At 69.7% G+C, this 16,391-nt stretch carries 12 protein-coding genes; 7 read left to right on the top strand and 5 right to left on the bottom strand.

Translation table 11 applies throughout. The annotated features are described in order from the left end of the window. Positions 1-40: 40 nt before the first annotated feature. The gene (locus tag E2L08_RS10125) at positions 41-3,184 is read left to right on the top strand and encodes an error-prone DNA polymerase (RefSeq protein WP_133396963.1); all 3,144 of its coding nucleotides are present in this window, start codon (positions 41-43) and stop codon (positions 3,182-3,184) included. On the opposite strand, the gene E2L08_RS10120 is transcribed toward E2L08_RS10125, so the two are convergent. Next, on the bottom strand, positions 3,141-5,366 hold the full coding sequence (locus E2L08_RS10120) for a transglycosylase domain-containing protein (RefSeq protein ID WP_133396962.1): 2,226 nt from the start codon (positions 5,364-5,366) through the stop codon (positions 3,141-3,143). The two genes, E2L08_RS10125 and E2L08_RS10120, sit on opposite strands and share 44 nt — an antisense overlap. Before the next feature lie 329 nt (positions 5,367-5,695). Between E2L08_RS10120 and amt the strand changes: the two genes are divergently transcribed. Further along, positions 5,696-7,033: an ammonium transporter gene (amt, locus tag E2L08_RS10115; RefSeq protein WP_133396961.1), complete on the top strand. Its 1,338-nt coding sequence runs from the start codon at positions 5,696-5,698 to the stop codon at positions 7,031-7,033. Positions 7,034-7,057: 24 nt separating this feature from the next. On the opposite strand, the gene sseA is transcribed toward amt, so the two are convergent. The 3 genes from sseA to dapA all read right to left on the bottom strand — a co-directional run bounded on the left by sseA (position 7,058) and on the right by dapA (position 9,437). Beyond that, positions 7,058-7,918 (bottom strand): 3-mercaptopyruvate sulfurtransferase, encoded by an 861-nt coding sequence (sseA, locus tag E2L08_RS10110; RefSeq protein ID WP_133396960.1) that lies wholly within the window; start codon positions 7,916-7,918, stop codon positions 7,058-7,060. 124 nt (positions 7,919-8,042) lie between these two features. Further along, the gene (gene smpB, locus E2L08_RS10105; protein WP_133396959.1) at positions 8,043-8,516 is read right to left on the bottom strand and encodes an SsrA-binding protein SmpB; all 474 of its coding nucleotides are present in this window, start codon (positions 8,514-8,516) and stop codon (positions 8,043-8,045) included. 42 nt (positions 8,517-8,558) lie between these two features. Next, a complete protein-coding gene (dapA, locus tag E2L08_RS10100; protein WP_133396958.1) occupies positions 8,559-9,437 on the bottom strand; it encodes a 4-hydroxy-tetrahydrodipicolinate synthase in 879 nt (292 codons plus the stop codon). Between the two features lie 121 nt (positions 9,438-9,558). Between dapA and E2L08_RS10095 the strand changes: the two genes are divergently transcribed. Beyond that, a complete protein-coding gene (locus tag E2L08_RS10095; RefSeq protein ID WP_168771114.1) occupies positions 9,559-11,526 on the top strand; it encodes a lytic transglycosylase domain-containing protein in 1,968 nt (655 codons plus the stop codon). Positions 11,527-11,541: 15 nt separating this feature from the next. On the opposite strand, the gene E2L08_RS10090 is transcribed toward E2L08_RS10095, so the two are convergent. Beyond that, positions 11,542-11,967 (bottom strand): hypothetical protein, encoded by a 426-nt coding sequence (locus tag E2L08_RS10090; protein WP_206076998.1) that lies wholly within the window; start codon positions 11,965-11,967, stop codon positions 11,542-11,544. A 118-nt stretch (positions 11,968-12,085) separates the two neighbouring features. Here E2L08_RS10090 and E2L08_RS10085 point away from each other — a divergent pair, with 118 nt between their 5' ends. Genes E2L08_RS10085 through E2L08_RS10070 form a run of 4 tightly spaced genes read left to right on the top strand, consistent with a single transcriptional unit; the run spans position 12,086 to position 16,382 of the window. Next, entirely contained in the window at positions 12,086-13,828 is a 1,743-nt protein-coding gene (locus E2L08_RS10085) for a type I secretion system permease/ATPase (protein WP_133396956.1), read from the top strand. Further along, positions 13,825-15,159 carry an HlyD family type I secretion periplasmic adaptor subunit gene (locus E2L08_RS10080; protein ID WP_133396955.1) on the top strand — a complete coding sequence of 445 codons (1,335 nt, stop codon included), beginning with the start codon at positions 13,825-13,827 and terminating at the stop codon, positions 15,157-15,159. The genes E2L08_RS10085 and E2L08_RS10080 overlap by 4 nt, the downstream gene beginning before the upstream one ends. Positions 15,160-15,186: 27 nt before the next feature. Further along, positions 15,187-15,651: a RidA family protein gene (locus tag E2L08_RS10075; protein ID WP_133396954.1), complete on the top strand. Its 465-nt coding sequence runs from the start codon at positions 15,187-15,189 to the stop codon at positions 15,649-15,651. Beyond that, the gene (locus E2L08_RS10070) at positions 15,648-16,382 is read left to right on the top strand and encodes a glycerophosphodiester phosphodiesterase family protein (protein ID WP_133396953.1); all 735 of its coding nucleotides are present in this window, start codon (positions 15,648-15,650) and stop codon (positions 16,380-16,382) included. The genes E2L08_RS10075 and E2L08_RS10070 overlap by 4 nt, the downstream gene beginning before the upstream one ends. The last annotated feature ends 9 nt before the right edge of the window (positions 16,383-16,391 follow it).

Genomic DNA, 16,391 nt, shown 5'->3' with positions numbered 1-16,391 from the left:
GCGACTCCACCCCGGAACGTAAACGGAACATACTGGGGGCATGACGACTCGCCCCCCCAGTGCCGAGCTGTCGGCGACCTCGAACTTCACCTTCCTCACGGGGGCATCGCACCCCGAGGAATATATCGACCGCGCGGGGCTGCTGGGGCTGGGCGCGCTGGCCATCGCCGACGAGAACAGCGTTGCGGGGATCGTGCGCGCCCATGCCCGCGCGCGTGAATTGCGCCGACTGGTCAAGCTGCGCGCCGACGCGCCCCTGATCGGCCCGCCCGCCCCGCCGCATCTGCCCCGCCCGCCAAGCGCCGATATCCTCAACGTGCCGCGCCTCGTTCCGGCGACGCGCATCGTGACCGACCGGGGGCTGTCGGTCACGATGCTGCCGCGCGACCGCCCCGCCTGGGGGCGGCTGTCGCGGCTGGTGACGCTGGGGCGCCGCCGGGTCGAGAAAGGGCGCTGCCAGATCCGGCTGGCCGATCTCATGGATTGGGCCGAGGGGTCCGAGCTTGTGATCCACCCCGGCGGCCCCGACGATTGGCAGATACAGGCGCGCCGTCTTGCCGCCCGGTTTCCCGGCGCCTGCCATCTGGCGCTGGCGCCGCATTACGATGGGCTGGACGCGGCCCGGTTCGACCGCCTTGCCGGGATCGCCGCCGAACTGGGGCTGCCCACCGTCGCGACCGCGCGGCCGCTGATGCATCACGGTTCGCGCCGCCGGCTGGCCGATGTGCTGACCGCGATCCGCACCGGCACGCGGGTCGACGACCTGGGCCGGGCCGCGCTGGCCAATGCCGAGCAACGCCTGCGCGGCCCGGCCGAGATGGCCCGGATATTCGCCGCCCATCCCGGCGCGGTCGACCGCGCGGCCGAACTGGCGGCGCGCTGCACCTTCGATCTGGACGAGCTGCGCTATGAATACCCCTCGGAGGTGACGGATGGCGAAAGCGCATCCGACCGGCTGGCGCGACTGGCCCGCGCGGGGCTGGCCGGGCGCTATCCCGCCGGCGCGCCCGAGCATGTGACGCGGCTGCTCGAACACGAGCTCGCGCTGATCGGCAAGCTGCGCTACGAGCCCTATTTCCTGACCGTGCGCGACATCGTGGCCTTTGCCCGCGACCGGGGCATCCTGTGCCAGGGGCGCGGGTCGGCGGCCAATTCGGTGGTCTGCTACGCGCTGGGCGTCACCTCGGTCAGCCCCGAGATCGGCACCATGGTCTTCGAACGCTTCGTCTCCGAGGCCCGCGACGAGCCGCCCGATATCGACGTCGATTTCGAACACGAGCGCCGCGAAGAGGTCATCCAGCATATCTACGACCGCTATGGCCGCCACCGCGCCGGGCTGTGCGCCACCGTGATCCATTACCGCGGCAAGCGTGCCATCCGCGAGGTCGGGCGCGCCATGGGGCTCAGCGACGACACGCTGGCCATGCTCAGCTCGCAGCTTTGGGGGTTTTTCGGGACCAACGGGCTCGAGGCGCACCGGATGGCCGAGATCGGGCTCGACCCCGGCGACCAGCGGCTGACCCAGACGATGGAGCTGATCTTTCAGATCATCGGCTTTCCGCGCCACCTGTCCCAGCATGTCGGCGGGTTCGTCATCACCGAGGGGCGGCTCGACGAACTCGTGCCGGTCGAGAATGCCAGCATGGAGGATCGCACCGTCATCTGCTGGGACAAGGACGATATCGACGCGCTGGGCATCCTCAAGGTCGACATCCTCGCGCTGGGGATGCTGTCATGCCTGCGTAAGGGGTTCGACCTGATCCGGCGTCACCACGGCACCGATTACAGCCTCGCGACATTGCCGCCCGAGGATCCGGCGACCTACGACATGCTCTGCCGCGCCGACAGTCTCGGGGTGTTCCAGGTGGAAAGCCGGGCGCAGATGAACTTCCTCCCCCGGATGAAGCCGCGCACCTTCTACGACCTCGTGATCGAGGTCGCGATCATCCGCCCCGGCCCCATACAGGGCGACATGCTGCACCCCTATCTGCGCCGCCGCGAAGGGAAGGAACCCGTGACCTTTCCATCGGACGCGCTGGGCCGGGTGCTGGGCAAGACGCTGGGCGTGCCGCTGTTCCAGGAACAGGCGATGCAGATCGCCATCATCGGCGCGGGCTTCACCCCCGACGAGGCCGACCGCCTGCGCCGCGCGCTCGCCACCTTCAAGAAGCTCGGCAACATCTCCGAGTTCCGCACCCGTTTCCTGCGCGGCATGGCGGCGAACGGCTACGACCGGGATTTCGCCGAACGCTGCTTTGCCCAGATCGAGGGGTTCGGCAGCTACGGCTTTCCCGAAAGCCACGCGGCCAGTTTCGCGCTGCTGGTCTATGCCTCGGCCTGGATCAAGCGCCATCACCCCGGCATCTTTGCCTGCGCGCTGCTCAACGCGCAGCCGATGGGGTTCTACGCCCCCGCCCAGATCGTGCGCGACGCGCGCGAACACGGGGTCGAGGTGCGCCCGGTCTGCATCAACGCGAGTTTCTGGGACAACGTGATGGAGCCCGACGGCCATGGCGGGCTCGCGCTCAGGCTGGGGTTTCGCCAGATCAAGGCCCTGCGCGAGGACGAGGGCGCCTGGATCGCCGCCGCCCGCGGCAACGGCTATACCGAGGTGCAGGAGGTCTGGCGCCGCGCCGGTATCGGCCCGCGCGCCTTGCGCATCCTGGCCGAGGCGGACGTTTTCGCGAGGCTGGGCCTCAAGCGCCGCGATGCCATCTGGGAGGCGCGCGCCCTGGGCGGCGACAAGCCCCTGCCGCTTTTCGCCGGCGATCTCGATGGCGAGGGCATCGTCGAGCCCGCGGCCCACCTGCCCGCCATGACCGCCGGAGAAGAGGTCGTCGAGGATTACGTCGCCACCCGGCTGACGCTGCGCGCGCATCCCATGTCCTTCTTGCGCGCGCGCCTGACGCCCGGTGCCGGCGGGCCGGTGCCGCGCGCGGCCGCGCCCGTTCCACCCGGCCGCCGGTTCTCGGATGCGCGCGGGCTGGTGCGCTCGGACGCCTGGCATCTCGATCCCGAAGCGGCGGGCTCAGATGCGTTTCGGGGCGCGACTGATCCCGTCTTCTCTTTCTCAAATACCCACGGGGTGAATTGCCCCGGCACCGCCGGGGCAAGAGGGGCGGCGCCCCCCTGCCGCCGGTTCAGCCGCCGCCGCGCCCGAAGATCGTGCCGAGCACGTCGTTGATGATCTGCTCGGCCACGTCGGGCAGCGTCGTGGTCGTCGGCGGCTGGATGCGCCGCGGCTGCTGCGGCTGCGGCTGCGGCGCGGGCACCGCGTTGCCCGATCCCGCCGAGGCCACCGTGCCGCCAGTGACGGGCGCGCGCGGCCGGTCCATGGGCAGGGGCCGGGGCGGGGTGCCGGCGCTTACACGCTCCATCGTCTCGCGCCAGATATCGGCCGGAAGCCCGCCGCCGGTCACGCCGCGCAGCGGCGTGTTGTCGTCATAGCCCATCCAGACGCCCACGACGTAATCGGCGGTAAAGCCCAGGAACCAGGCATCGCGCGCGGCCTGGGTCGTGCCGGTCTTGCCGGCGGCCTCGCGGTCGGACAGCTTGGCGCGGACGCCGGTGCCGTCCTCGATCACGCGGCTCATCATGTAGACGAGTTGCCGCGCCGCATCCTGCGAGATCACGCGCTCGCCCAAACCCCCGTCCTGCCCGATCAGCGGCGTATCGCTGCCCTGCAGGCGCAGGTCGCGGATGCCGTAGGGCTCGACCGAGGTGCCGCCGTTGAGTATGCCGGCATAGGCGCCCGTCATCTCGATCAGCGTCGATTCCGACACGCCGAGCGCCAGCGACGGCCCCGAGGCGAGATCGCTGTCGATCCCGAAATCGGCCGCGACCTTGCGCACGTTCTCGCGCCCGACCCCTTCGGACACCTTGACCGCCGGGATGTTGCGCGAATCCTTGAGCGCCTCGGTCAGGGTCATCCGCCCGGCGAAATCGTTGGTGTAGTTCTGCGGCCGCCAGTCGCCCGAGCCGGGGATCGACATGGTGATCGGCGCGTCCTCGATCGTGTCCGACGGGCTATAGCCCAGCTCGAGCGCGGCGGCGTAGACAAAGGGCTTGAAGGCCGATCCTGTCTGCCGCTTGGCCATGATCGCGCGGTTGAACTGCCCGGCCACGCCCTTGAACTTGCGCCCGCCGACCATGGCGCGCACTGCTCCGTCGGCGCTCATCACGACGATGGCGGCCTGCGCCTTGGAGCCGGGGCTGACCTTGGTCTCGAACACATCGCGAAGCGCGCCTTCGGCCGCGCGCTGGATGCGCGGATCGAATGTCGTGCTGAGGATCACGTCCTCCGTGGTCTTGCTGGTCAGGAAGTCCGGGGCCGAACTCATCACCCAATCGGCGAAATAGCCGCCCGCGCGGGCCTCGGCCGCCTCGCTCAGCACCGCGGGGTTGAGCAGCGCGTCCTCGGCCTCGGCGGTGGTCAGGTATCCCTGGTCCTCCATCAGCTCGATCACGGTGCGCGCCCGCGTCTGGCTGCGCTCCAGCGAGTTGGTCGGCGCATAGCGCGTCGGCGCCACCAGCAGCCCGGCCAGCATCGCGGCCTCGGCGGGATCGACCGCGTTCGCGGACTTGCCGAAATAGCGCTGCGCCGCGGCCTCGAACCCGCGCGATCCGGCGCCGAGAAAGGCGCGGTTCATGTAGATCGTGAGGATCTCGTCCTTGGAGTATTTCGCCTCCATCGCCATCGCGTAGACGGCTTCCTTGACCTTGCGCCAGACCGAGCCTTCGCGGCAATCGGCCTCGTACTCGGCCTCGCTGTCCCAGATGTCGGGATCGAACGGGCGGCCGAGGCACAGCAGCTTGGCGGTCTGCTGCGTCACCGTCGATCCGCCATGCCCCGAAAGCGGGCCGCGTCCCTCGCGCAGGTTGATGCGGATGGCGCTGGCGATGCCGATGGGATCGACGCCGAAATGGTGATGGAACCGCTTGTCCTCGGTCGCGATGATGGCGTTGCGCAGATGCGGCGAGACCGAGCCCGCGTCGATCTGGCCGCCGAACTGTTCGCCGCGCCAGGCAAAGATATCGCCGTCGCGGTCGAGCAGCGTGACCGATCCGCGCGCGCGCCCGTCCAGCACCTCGCCCACCGGCGGCAGGGTCGTGTAGACATACCAGACCGCCACGCCGAGGATCAGCGCGGCGACGATGGCGCCCCGGACGGTCAGCTTGAGAATCAGTCGGAACAGCCACACGAAGGGCGCCGCGATCCAACCCAGCAGGCCGCGCCTGCGCCGCCGTGTCGCCGGCGCGCGGCTGCGCCGCGTTTTCCGCGTCGGTGACTTCGGCGGTGTCTTGCGCGTCTTGCCCCGGCGTCGCGGCGCGACCAGCGGAGACTTTCCGTTGCCTGAGCGAGCCATGCCCACGTTCCGTTTCTGGTTATCCTGCCCGTGTCGCCTTCATAGAGGCGAACTGGGCGTTCGGGAACCGTTCTGCAACGCATTGAGCGATTCCATTCCGCCCAATATGGCAGCAATGCCCACCCGAACTGCATTTTTTCGTGCAGCTTCGCGACCCGACCCCCTGCGCGGGGTCCGGTTTCGTTGCGGCACCCGGCCGGGCGCGTGTTGCTGAAACCCGCGGCCCGAAGCGGCCGGCCGATGAAACCGCGAGGGGAACAGACGTGACACCGGTGATTGCAGCGACCGATCCGATCGAGCCCGAAAAGGCGCGCCGCGCGCCCGGACCCATGTCACGACGCGCCGGGGTCGCGCTGACTGCCGTGCTATGCGGCGCCCCCGCCGCCGGCTTTGCCCAAAGCGCGGCCGCCCCGGCTCAGGCCGCGGCCGGGTTCGACCAGATCGGCCCCTATATCATGACGACGCTGCTGTTTCTCATCGGCGGGTTCCTCGTCATGTGGATGGCGGCGGGGTTCGCGATGCTCGAGGCGGGGCTGGTGCGTTCCAAGAACGTCACCACGCAGTTGACCAAGAATATCGGCCTCTTCTCGATTGCCGGCATCATGTACTGGCTCACGGGCTACGGGACGATGTATCCGGGCGACTGGTGGATCGCGGGGTGGATTGGCCCGTGGTTCGCGGTCACGGCGCTCGAGCCCGTGGGGCTCGAGGCCTCGGCGGCATCGCTGGACTATGCCTCCAGGGCGTCCGATTTCTTTTTCCAGCTCATGTTCTGCGCCACGACCGCGTCCATCGTGTCGGGCACCCTGGCCGAGCGGATCAGGCTCTGGCCCTTCCTGATCTTTACCGTGGTCCTCACCGGGTTCGTCTATCCCATCGGCGCGTCGTGGCTCTGGGGGGGCGGCTGGCTGTCCGATCTCGGGTTTTCCGATTTCGCCGGCTCGACGCTGGTTCATGCGGCGGGCGGGTTTGCGGCGCTGGCGGGCGCCATCGTGCTCGGCCCGCGGATGGGGCGGTTCGCGAACGGGCGCATCACGCCCTTTCCCGGCTCGAACCTAGCGCTGGCGACGCTCGGCACGTTCATCCTGTGGCTGGGCTGGTTCGGTTTCAACGGCGGATCGCAGCTTGCCGCGGGCACAGTGGGCGACATCACCGATATCGGCCGGATATTTGCCAACACCAACATGGCGGCGTCGGCGGGCGCGGTAGCGGCGCTGCTGCTCACGCAGGCGATCTATGGCAAGGTCGACCTGACCATGGTGCTGAACGGCGCGCTTGCGGGGCTGGTGTCGATCACCGCCGGGCCGCTCGACCCGTCGCTGTTCGGCGCGCTCTGGATCGGGGCGGTCGGAGGGGTGATCGTCGTGCTGGCGGTGCCGATGCTGGACCGCCTCGGGATCGACGACGTGGTGGGAGCGATCCCGGTGCATCTTTTCGCCGGGTTCTGGGGCACGCTGGTCGTGCCGGTCCACACCGAGGGCACGAGTTTTGCCACCCAGGTCGCGGGTTTCGCGGCGGTCGGGATCTTTGCCTTCACGGCGAGCCTCGCCGCCTGGCTGGTGCTGAAAGCCACGATGGGCATCCGCGTCAGCCCCGAGGCCGAGACGCTGGGCCTCGATATGGCCGAGCTGGGGATGGAGGCCTATCCCGAGTTCGGCAAGGCCTGACCGCCGGCCCGGCGCGCCCGCGCCTCAGCGGGGCGCGCCGGTCTCGATGGGCAGGTCGCCATAGGCACCCCATTCGGCCCAGGACCCGTCGTAGAGCGACCAGTCCTCGCGCCCGATCCGCGCCAGACCCAGCGCCAGAACCGCCGCCGTGATCCCCGAGCCGCAGGTCGTGATGACCGGGCGGCCCGGCGCCACCCCGGCCGCGTCAAAGGCTGCGCGCAGGGCGTCGGGGTCCTTCATCCGCCCGTCTTCGGTCAGCAACTCGGTATAGGGCAGGTTACGCGCCCCCGGAATATGGCCCGCGCGCAGGCCGGGGCGCGGCTCGGCCGCCTCGCCGCGAAACCGCTCGGGCGCGCGGGCGTCGAGGATCGTGTGATCGCCCAGCTTGGCCGCGCGGGCGGTCTGCGTCACGTCGCGCACCAACCCGTTGCGCCGCATCACCGTCATGTGCCGGTCGCGCACGACGGGCGGCGTATCCTCGACCGGATGGCCCTCGGCCAGCCAGCGGGGCAGGCCGCCGTTCAGAACGGCCACGTCCGTCTTGCCCATCAGCCGGAACAGCCACCACACCCGCGGCGCCGAGAACACGCCCGTCGCGTCGTAGATCACGACCTGGTGGCCGTCCCCGACGCCCATCGCGCGCAGGCGGCTGATGAATTTCTCGACCGGCGGGGCCATGTGCGGCAGGTCCGAGCGATGATCCGAGATCTCGTCGATATCGAAGAACCGCGCCCCCGGAACATGGGCGGCCTCGTATTCGGCCCGCGCATCGCGGCCGCTGCCGGGCATGTGCCAGGACGCATCGAGAATGCGCAGATCGGGGTCGGCGAGGTGCCGGGCCAGCCAATCCGTCGATACCAGCGTTCTGGGGTCGTCCTGTGCCATTCTGTCGCCTCGCGCGGGGGTCGTTTCCTTGGCGCTAGCGGCCCCGGCGCGGCCATGCAAGCGCCGCGCGATACCCGCGCAATCATCTTGCGCGCCGATGGCCCCGCGGGAAACGGAGCGGCCTTTAGCCGTGGTCCTTGAGCAGGCGCTGCTTCTGGCGCTGCCAATCGCGCTTGGCGGCCGTTTCGCGCTTGTCGGGGGCGCTCTTGCCCTTGGCGATGGCGATCTTGATCTTGGCGATGCCGCGATGGTTGAAATACATCACCAGCGGCACGAGCGTCATGCCCTTGCGGGTCGTGGCCTGCTGCATCTCGGCGATCTGGCGCCGGGTGGCGAGCAGCTTGCGGCGGCGCCGATCCTCGTGGCCGAACATCGCCGGGTCATAGGGCGCGATGTAGCTGTTCACGAGCCAGAGCTCGCCATCGACGACCTCGGCATAGCTTTCGGCGATATTGGCGGTGTTCCGGCGCAGCGACTTCACCTCGGAGCCCTGAAGCTGGATGCCACATTCCACGTCGCTGTCGATGTGGTAGTCGAAACGCGCCCGCCGGTTCTCGGCGATGATCTTGTAGTTCGGATTGTCAGCGGGTTTTGCCATCGGGCAGACCTAGGCAGGACGGGCGTCTCTGTCCAGACGCCGTCAGCCCAGAACGCCCGCAGCCTTCATCGCGTCCTTCATCAGGGTGCGCGTCGCACCGGTCAGCGGAACGATGGGCAGGCGCACATCCTCGCGGCAGCGGCCCAGCAGCGACAGGCCGTATTTCGCGCCCGCGAGCCCCGGTTCGGTGAACACCGCCTTGTGCAACGGCATCAGCCGGTCCTGAAGTTCCAGCGCCCGCGCCCAGTCGCCGTCCTGCATCGCATGCTGGAACTCGGCGCAGAGCGCCGGCGCGACATTGGCGGTGACGCCGATGCAGCCCACGCCGCCATGCGCGTTGAACCCCAGCGCCGAGGCATCCTCGCCCGAGAGCTGCACGAAATCGGTGCCGCAAAGCGCGCGCTGTTCGCTGACGCGGATCACGTCGCCGGTGGCGTCCTTGACGCCGACGATGCGCGGCAACTCGGCCAGCCGCGCCATGGTGGCGGGGATCATGTCCACGACCGAGCGGCCGGGGATGTTGTAGATCATCACCGGCAGGTCGGTCGCATCGTGGATCGCGCGGTAATGGGCATAAAGCCCGTCCTGCGTGGGCTTGTTGTAATAGGGCGTGACGACCAGCGCGGCATCGGCTCCGGCCTCCTGCGCGTGGGCGACGAGCGAGATCGCCTCGCGGGTGCTGTTCGACCCCGCGCCGGCGATGACCTTCATGCGGCCGGCGCAATGCTCGATCACGGTGGCGACGACGCGGCGGTGTTCGTCATGCGACAGCGTCGGCGTCTCGCCGGTGGTGCCCACGGGAACCAGCCCGTCCGTCCCGCTTTCGGCGTGCCAGTCGACCAGCTTGCGCAGCGTGTCGTAATCCACTTCGCCATCCGCGCCGAAGGGCGTGACCAGCGCCACGAACGAACCCTTGAACATCACGACCTCCTCCGGTGCCTTTCCCGCGCCCCTCGGCGCATGGCCCACCACTAGGCCCGCTCGCGGCCATTGCCAAGGTCGTGAGTTGGCCATGACGCGCCATGCGGCTAGTTTGCAGGCCATGATTACACGCATTTCCCTGTTCGCCGCCCTCGTTGCCGCCTGCCTGTCGTTCGGCCAGTCCGCATCGGCGCAGCTTGCGCTGCCGCGCGACGGAACCGACCCCTCGAGCGGCATCGCCGCCGCGCTCGACGAGCTGCGCGGAGGCTCGTGGCTGGGTGCGCAGGAGGCCGCCGCGCGGGCGGGGCCCGTCGCGGCCGATATCGTCGAATGGATGTATCTGCGCGAGGGGTTCGGCACCTTCGAGCGCGCGCGCGATCTGCTGGCGCGGCGCCCCGACTGGCCGGGGCTCGCGCGGCTTCGGGTGCAGGCCGAAGGGCTGTTGCCGCAGGGCCCGCTGCGCGAGAGCGTCGCGCGCGACGTGATCGCGTTCTTTGACGGCGCCGACCCCGAAAGCGGGGCGGGCACGCTCGCGCTGGTCGAGGCGTATCGCGCGCTCGGCCGTGACAGCGATGCCGAGGCGCAGGCGGCGCTGGCCTGGGTCGACCGTTCGATGACCGCCGGGGCCGAGAGCCGGTTGCTCGAACTCTATCCCGACACGCTTGCCCCGCTCGAGCAGCGGCGCGCCGAGGCGCTGTTCTGGGACCGGGCCGGCAATGCGCTGGCCCGCTCGGTCGCGCGGCTCGAGGGCGACGTCAGAGACCGGCTCGAGGCCCGCATCGCGGCGCGCGGCGGCAGCGCGCCCGACCAGGTCGATCCGCGGTTCCGCACGGATCCGGGCGTCGTCTACGAGGCGTTCCGCCGCGCCTATGGGCGGGACCAGTACGACACCGCCGTCGAGATCGCCTTGGGCGCATCGGTCTCGCGCGATACGCTGGGCGACCCGGCATCGTGGGGCTATGCGCGGCGCGACCTGACGCGCTGGCTGATGCGCGAGGGCGATTACGACCGCGCCTATGCGCTGGCCTCGACCAACTGGATGGATGGCGGGCGCGATTTCGCGGATGCCGAGTGGCTGGCGGGCTATATCGCGCTGCGGTTCCTCGACCAGCCCGAACGTGCCCTCGAGCATTTCAAGCGGTTCCGCGCCGACGTCGTCACGCCGATCTCACTCGGGCGCGCGGGCTACTGGCTGGGCCGGGCGCATCTCGCGCTGGGCCAGACCGAAGAGGCCGCCGAGGCGTTCACCTTCGGCGCGCAATACCAGACGAGCTTTTACGGGCTGCTCGCGGCGGAAAGCGCGGGGCTGCCTCTCGACCCCGAGCTTGTCGGCGCGCAGGTCTATCCGGCGCTCGAGGACACCAGTTTCGCCGGAAGCTCGGTGCTCGAGGCGGGGCTGCTGCTACAGGCCGCGGGCGAGCGTGACCTGGCCGAGACCTTTCTCACCCATCTGGCCGAGGGCCTGCCCGAGGCCGAGGCCGGCACGCTGGGCGATCTGGTCCTGTCGCTGGGCGAGCCGCATCTCGCGCTGCTCATCGCCAAGGCCGTCGCGAATAACGGGATCACCCTGCCGCGCGCCTATTTCCCGGTGATCGACCCCGGTCTCGACCGGATTCCCATCGCCTCCGAGCTGATGCTGGCCATCGCCCGCCGCGAAAGCGAGTTCGATCCCGGCGTGTCGAGCGGCGTGGGCGCGCGCGGGCTGATGCAGCTCATGCCCGGCACCGCGCGCGAGGTCGCGGCCGAACTGGGCCTGACCTATTCGGCCGACCGCCTCTTTACCGACCCGAGCTATAACGCGACGCTGGGCACCGCTTATCTCGCGGGGCTGATCCGGCGGTTCGGGGACAACCCGGTGCTGGTCGGGGCGGGCTACAACGCGGGGCCGGGTCGCCCGCTGCGGTGGATGCGCGAACGCGGCGATCCGCGCGCGCCCGATGTCGACGTGATCGACTGGATCGAGCACATCCCGTTCGACGAGACGCGCAACTACGCGATGCGGGTGCCCGAAAGCCTGCCGGTCTATCGCGCGCGCCTGACCGGGCAGACGGGCCCGGTCCGGTTCACCGAGATGCTCAAGGGCCAGTGACGCACGATGGCCGGGTCACTCGGTGATCCCGATCTCTTCGGAGGTGGTGACGGTTCCGATCACCGGGTCGCCCTCGCAGGCGTCGTATTTATAGGCGAACCCGTCCCAGACCAGGATCAGCCCGCCATCGGCCGCGGTCATGAACATCGCGCGGCCGGTGAACTCGGTGCCTTCGCCGGTGCATTCCATGTCGTAAAGGACGGCGGCCATGTCGCGAACATTCACCGGCTGGGTCATCGTGCACCGGTTCTCGACCCCGTAAAGCACGTCATCCTCGATCTTGAGCGCACCGCCATCCGCGCCCGTATACTCGCAGGCGGCGGTGGGGCTGGGCCGCCAGAGCCCGTCGAACGCCACATCGGCCTGTGCGAACGCCGCGGCGGGCGCGATACAAAGCGCGCCCATCGCGAAAATGCGAAGGACGGAAGGCAGTCGTGTCATTGCATCATTCCCTGTTAAGACCGATCCCGTAAAAGGACCCCACCCGGAACGAACCCTTGGACCGAAAGCCTAGCATGATCGGAACCCCGATCCACACCCGCATCCCGAACCGCCCCGCATGATCGGGGGCGACAAAACCGTGCGCGGCAACGACGAATTGCGCAAGACCCGCGCCGAAAGCCGGGGGCTGTTCTGGCTCGTCGGGATCTTCAGCCTGTTCGTGAACCTGCTGATGCTGACCGGGCCGCTCTACATGCTCCAGGTCTATGACCGGGTGCTGGGCTCGCGGTCCGAGGCGACGCTGATCGCGCTGACGCTGCTGATGGGGTTCCTTTTTGCCATCATGGGCGTGCTCGATTTCGCGCGCGGCCGCATCCTCGCGCGGATCGGGGCGCGGTTCCAGGCCCGGCTCGACCGGCGGGTGTTCTCGGCGATGATGCGCAAGGCGGCCGTCGCCCCCGAGGACGATGGCGGCCAGAACTACTTGCGCGATCTCGAATCGGTGCAGCGCCTGCTGTCCTCGCCTGTGCTCACGGCGTTCTTCGACGCGCCATGGACGCCCATATTCCTGTTCATCATCTTCGTGTTCCATCCGCTTCTGGGGTGGCTCGCCGTGGCGGGGGGCGGAACGCTCATCGCCATCGCGGTGGTGAACCAGATCACCACCCGCAACCCCCAGTCGCGGGCGAACAAGGCGCTCGTCCGTTCCGAACGCATGTCGGAACAGATCCGCCACGAGGCCGAGATGGTGCGGTCGCTGGGGATGCAGCACGCGACCTTTACCCGCTGGCAGGTGCTGCGCGACGCCTCGCTCAAGGAAACCATCCAGAGCTCGGATTACACGGGCGGATTCAGCACCCTGACCAAGACGCTGCGGCAATTCCTGCAATCGGCGATGCTGGGGCTCGGGGCCTATCTCGTGCTGCAGAACCAGATGACGCCGGGCGGCATGATCGCGGCCTCGATCCTGCTGGGCCGGGCGCTGGCGCCGCTCGACCTGGCGATCGGCCAGTGGCAGGTGGTGCAACGCGCGAACCAAGGCTGGAAGGGGCTGTCGGCCCTGCTGGGCGCTGTCCCCGAAGAGGGCCCGCGCACCCGTCTGCCGCGCCCGGTCGCGCGCCTCAGCGCGCAGGAGGTGACGGTGATCCCGCCGGGCCAGTCGCAGGCGTCGCTGCGCATGGTCAGCTTCGACGTCGAGCCCGGCGAGGCGGTGGGCATCATCGGCCCCTCGGGTTCGGGGAAATCGACGCTTGCCCGCGCCATCGTCGGGGTCTGGCGCGTCGCGGGCGGGCGCATCCGGCTGGGCGGCGCCGCTCTTGAACAATATGAACCCGACGTTCTGGGCCAGCATATCGGCTATCTGCCGCAACGCGTGCAGCTTTTCGACGGCACCATCGCCGAGAACATCGCCCGCATGGCCCCGGTGGTCGACGATGCCGCCGTTGTGGCCGCCGCGCAAAAGGCCGCGGCGCATGAAATGATCCTCAAGCTGCCCGACGGCTACGATACGCAGGTTTCCAGTGCGACGGGCCGCCTGTCGGGCGGTCAGATGCAGCGCGTCGGGCTGGCGCGCGCGATGTATGGCGACCCGGTGCTGCTGGTGCTGGACGAGCCGAACTCGAACCTCGACAACGAGGGCGCCACCGCGCTGAACGAGGCCATGGCCCAGATCAAGGCCGCCGGCGGGGCGGTTCTCATCATGGCGCACCGCCCCTCGGCCATCGCGCAATGCGAACGCCTGCTCGTGCTCGAGGGCGGCGTGCGGCGCGCCTTCGGGCCGACGCGCGAGGTGCTGGAACGAACGGTCACCAACCATGCCGAGATCACCGGGTCGTCGGGCCGCGGCGGGGGCGTGTCATGACCGCGCTTCGCCCGCCCCGCGACGAGAGTCAGCGCCACAAGAACTGGTCGCCCCGCTGGTTCGTCATGCTGGGGCTGGCCGGGCTGCTGGCGCTGGTCGGCGGTTTCGGCGGCTGGGCAACTTTCACCGAACTGTCGGGGGCGGTCATCGCCACCGGCCGCGTGCAGGTCGAACAGAACCGCCAGGTCGTGCAGCACCCCGATGGCGGCGTGGTCGATTCCATCGCGGTGAGCGAGGGCGATTTCGTCGAGGCGGGCGAGACGTTGATCGTTCTGGACACGGCGCTGCTGCGCAACAGGCTCGAGGCGGCGCAGGCGCAGCTTGACGAATTGCGCGCCCGCCGTGCCCGTCTCGTGGCCGAGCGCGACGATGCCGAGGCCGTCGTCTTTCCGCCCGAACTGGTCGAAAAGGCATCGCGTGACGCGGCCACGCGCGAGCTTCTGGACGGGCAGCAGGGGCTGTTCGCCGCTCGCCGCGAGACGATCGAAAGCTCGGTCGAGCAGCTTCGCATCCGGCGCGAACAGATCGACCGCCAGATCGAGGGGTTCGACAGCCAGCGCAGCGCCCTGCGCGAACAGGTCGAACTGATCGGCGAGGAGCTGGAAAGCCAGCAATCCCTGCTCGACCGGGGGCTCGCGCAAGCCAGCCGCGTGCTCGAGCTTCGGCGCGAGGCCGCCCGGCTCGAGGGACAGTTGGGCGAACTTCTCGCCTCGGCCGCCGAGGCCGCAGGGCGCCGCTCCGAGATCGACAGCCAGATCCTGGGCCTGACCGTGCAGCGCCGCGAGGATGTCATAAGCGAACTGCGCGATACCCAGTTCAGCGAGGTCGAATACCGCGAGACCGTGCGCAGCACCGCCGAACAGCTCGAGCGCACGGCGATCACCGCGCCGGTCTCGGGCGTGGTCTACGACATATCGGTGTTCGGCGAGCAGGCCGTCATCCGCCCGGCCGAGCCGGTGCTCTACCTAATCCCGCAGGACCGGCCGCTGGTCATCTCGGCGCAGGTGCCGCCGACCGATATCGACCTCGTGACGCCGGGGCAGGAGGTGCTGATCCGCCTGCCCACCTTCGACGCGCGCTCCACCCCCGAGCTGGCGGCGCGGGTCACGGGCGTCTCGGCGGATGCCTTCCTCGACGAGGCGACGGGCCAGACCTATTACCGCGCCGAGATCGTGCTCCAACCCGGAGAGGTCGACAAGCTGCCCGAGGGGCTGCACCTCATTCCGGGGATGCCGGTCGAGACCTACCTGCGCACCGCCGACCGCGCGCCCATCGTCTACCTGACGAAACCCTTGACCGATTACTTCACCAAGGCCATGCGCGAAGGCTGAGCCGATCCGCTGAACAGGAGAGACGCCATGACCGGAAAGATCGACGCCCGCCTGTCGGAGCTGGGACTGACCCTGCCCGACGCCCCCATGCCCGCCGCCAACTACGTGCCCTTTGTCCGGGTCGGCGATCTGCTGCACGTCTCGGGACAGGTCAGCCAGTCGGGCGGCGCGCTGCTGACCGGCAAGCTGGGCGACGGCGTGTCGATCGAGGATGGCGCCGAGGCCGCGCGCGCCTGTGCGCTGTCGCTGTTGGCGCAGGTCCGCGCGGCCTGTGGCGGCGACCTCGACCGGCTGGTGCGGGTGGTCAAGCTGACGGGGTTCGTCAATTCGACCGCCAATTTCACCGACCAGCCCAAGGTGATCAACGGCGCCTCGGACCTGATGGTCGAGATCCTCGGCGATGCGGGGCGCCACGCGCGTTCGGCCGTGTCGGCGGCGTCGCTGCCCATGGGCGTCTCGGTCGAGATCGAGGGCGTGTTCCAGGTCGCATGATCCCGCGCCCCGGCCTCGATTTCGCGCATCGTGGCCTGCACGGGGCGGGTCGGCCCGAAAACGGGCTGGCCGCGATCCGCGCGGCCCATGCGGCGGGCCACGGCGCCGAGATCGACCTTCGCCTGTCGGCCGACGGGGTGGCGATGGTGTTCCACGACGACCGGCTCGACCGGATGACGGGGCAGGGCGGTGCCATGGACGACATGGATGCGGCCGCGTTGGGCCGTTTGCGGCTGGACGGCACGGGCGAGACGATCCCGACCCTTGCCGCTGTTCTGGCCGCGACGACCGGCCCGCTCCTGATCGAGTTCAAGGACCGCTCGGGCGCCCTGTGCGGGACCGACGGGCGGCTCGAACGGGCGACGGCCGCGGCGCTCGACGGTCACGCGGGGCCGGTCGCGGTCATGTCGTTCAATCCCGACATGGTGGCCGAGCTGGGCCGCCTGATGCCCGCGCGCCCGCGCGGCCTGACCACCTGCGCCTTCGGCCCCGACTGGGGGCTGTCGCCCGCCCATGCGGCCCGGCTGCGCGGCATCGCCGATTACGGGCGGGTCGGGGCGTGCTTTGTCAGCCACGACCGGAGCGACCTGGACCGCCCCCGCCTGGCCGATCTGCGCGCGCAGGGCGCCGTCGTGCTCGCCTGGACCGTGCGCAGCCCGGCCGAGCACCGCGCGGCCCGCCGCCACTGCGATGCCGTCACCTTCGAAGGCTACGTTCCGTGCGCGTCTTGATCCGCCGCG

The sequence above is a fragment of the Palleronia sediminis genome, assembly GCF_004358695.1.
Classification (GTDB): domain Bacteria; phylum Pseudomonadota; class Alphaproteobacteria; order Rhodobacterales; family Rhodobacteraceae; genus Palleronia; species Palleronia sediminis.
This window is presented reverse-complemented; position numbering and strand designations above follow the sequence as displayed.

What these genes read in the sequence shown, in the direction of transcription:
- E2L08_RS10125 (WP_133396963.1), top strand. Translation starts at nt 41, where the DNA reads ATGACGACTCGCCCCCCCAGTGCCGAGCTGTCGGCGACCTCGAACTTC.
- E2L08_RS10120 (WP_133396962.1), bottom strand. Translation starts at nt 5,366, where the DNA reads ATGGCTCGCTCAGGCAACGGAAAGTCTCCGCTGGTCGCGCCGCGACGC.
- amt (WP_133396961.1), top strand. Translation starts at nt 5,696, where the DNA reads ATGTCACGACGCGCCGGGGTCGCGCTGACTGCCGTGCTATGCGGCGCC.
- sseA (WP_133396960.1), bottom strand. Translation starts at nt 7,918, where the DNA reads ATGGCACAGGACGACCCCAGAACGCTGGTATCGACGGATTGGCTGGCC.
- smpB (WP_133396959.1), bottom strand. Translation starts at nt 8,516, where the DNA reads ATGGCAAAACCCGCTGACAATCCGAACTACAAGATCATCGCCGAGAAC.
- dapA (WP_133396958.1), bottom strand. Translation starts at nt 9,437, where the DNA reads ATGTTCAAGGGTTCGTTCGTGGCGCTGGTCACGCCCTTCGGCGCGGAT.
- E2L08_RS10095 (WP_168771114.1), top strand. Translation starts at nt 9,559, where the DNA reads ATGATTACACGCATTTCCCTGTTCGCCGCCCTCGTTGCCGCCTGCCTG.
- E2L08_RS10090 (WP_206076998.1), bottom strand. Translation starts at nt 11,967, where the DNA reads ATGACACGACTGCCTTCCGTCCTTCGCATTTTCGCGATGGGCGCGCTT.
- E2L08_RS10085 (WP_133396956.1), top strand. Translation starts at nt 12,086, where the DNA reads ATGATCGGGGGCGACAAAACCGTGCGCGGCAACGACGAATTGCGCAAG.
- E2L08_RS10080 (WP_133396955.1), top strand. Translation starts at nt 13,825, where the DNA reads ATGACCGCGCTTCGCCCGCCCCGCGACGAGAGTCAGCGCCACAAGAAC.
- E2L08_RS10075 (WP_133396954.1), top strand. Translation starts at nt 15,187, where the DNA reads ATGACCGGAAAGATCGACGCCCGCCTGTCGGAGCTGGGACTGACCCTG.
- E2L08_RS10070 (WP_133396953.1), top strand. Translation starts at nt 15,648, where the DNA reads ATGATCCCGCGCCCCGGCCTCGATTTCGCGCATCGTGGCCTGCACGGG.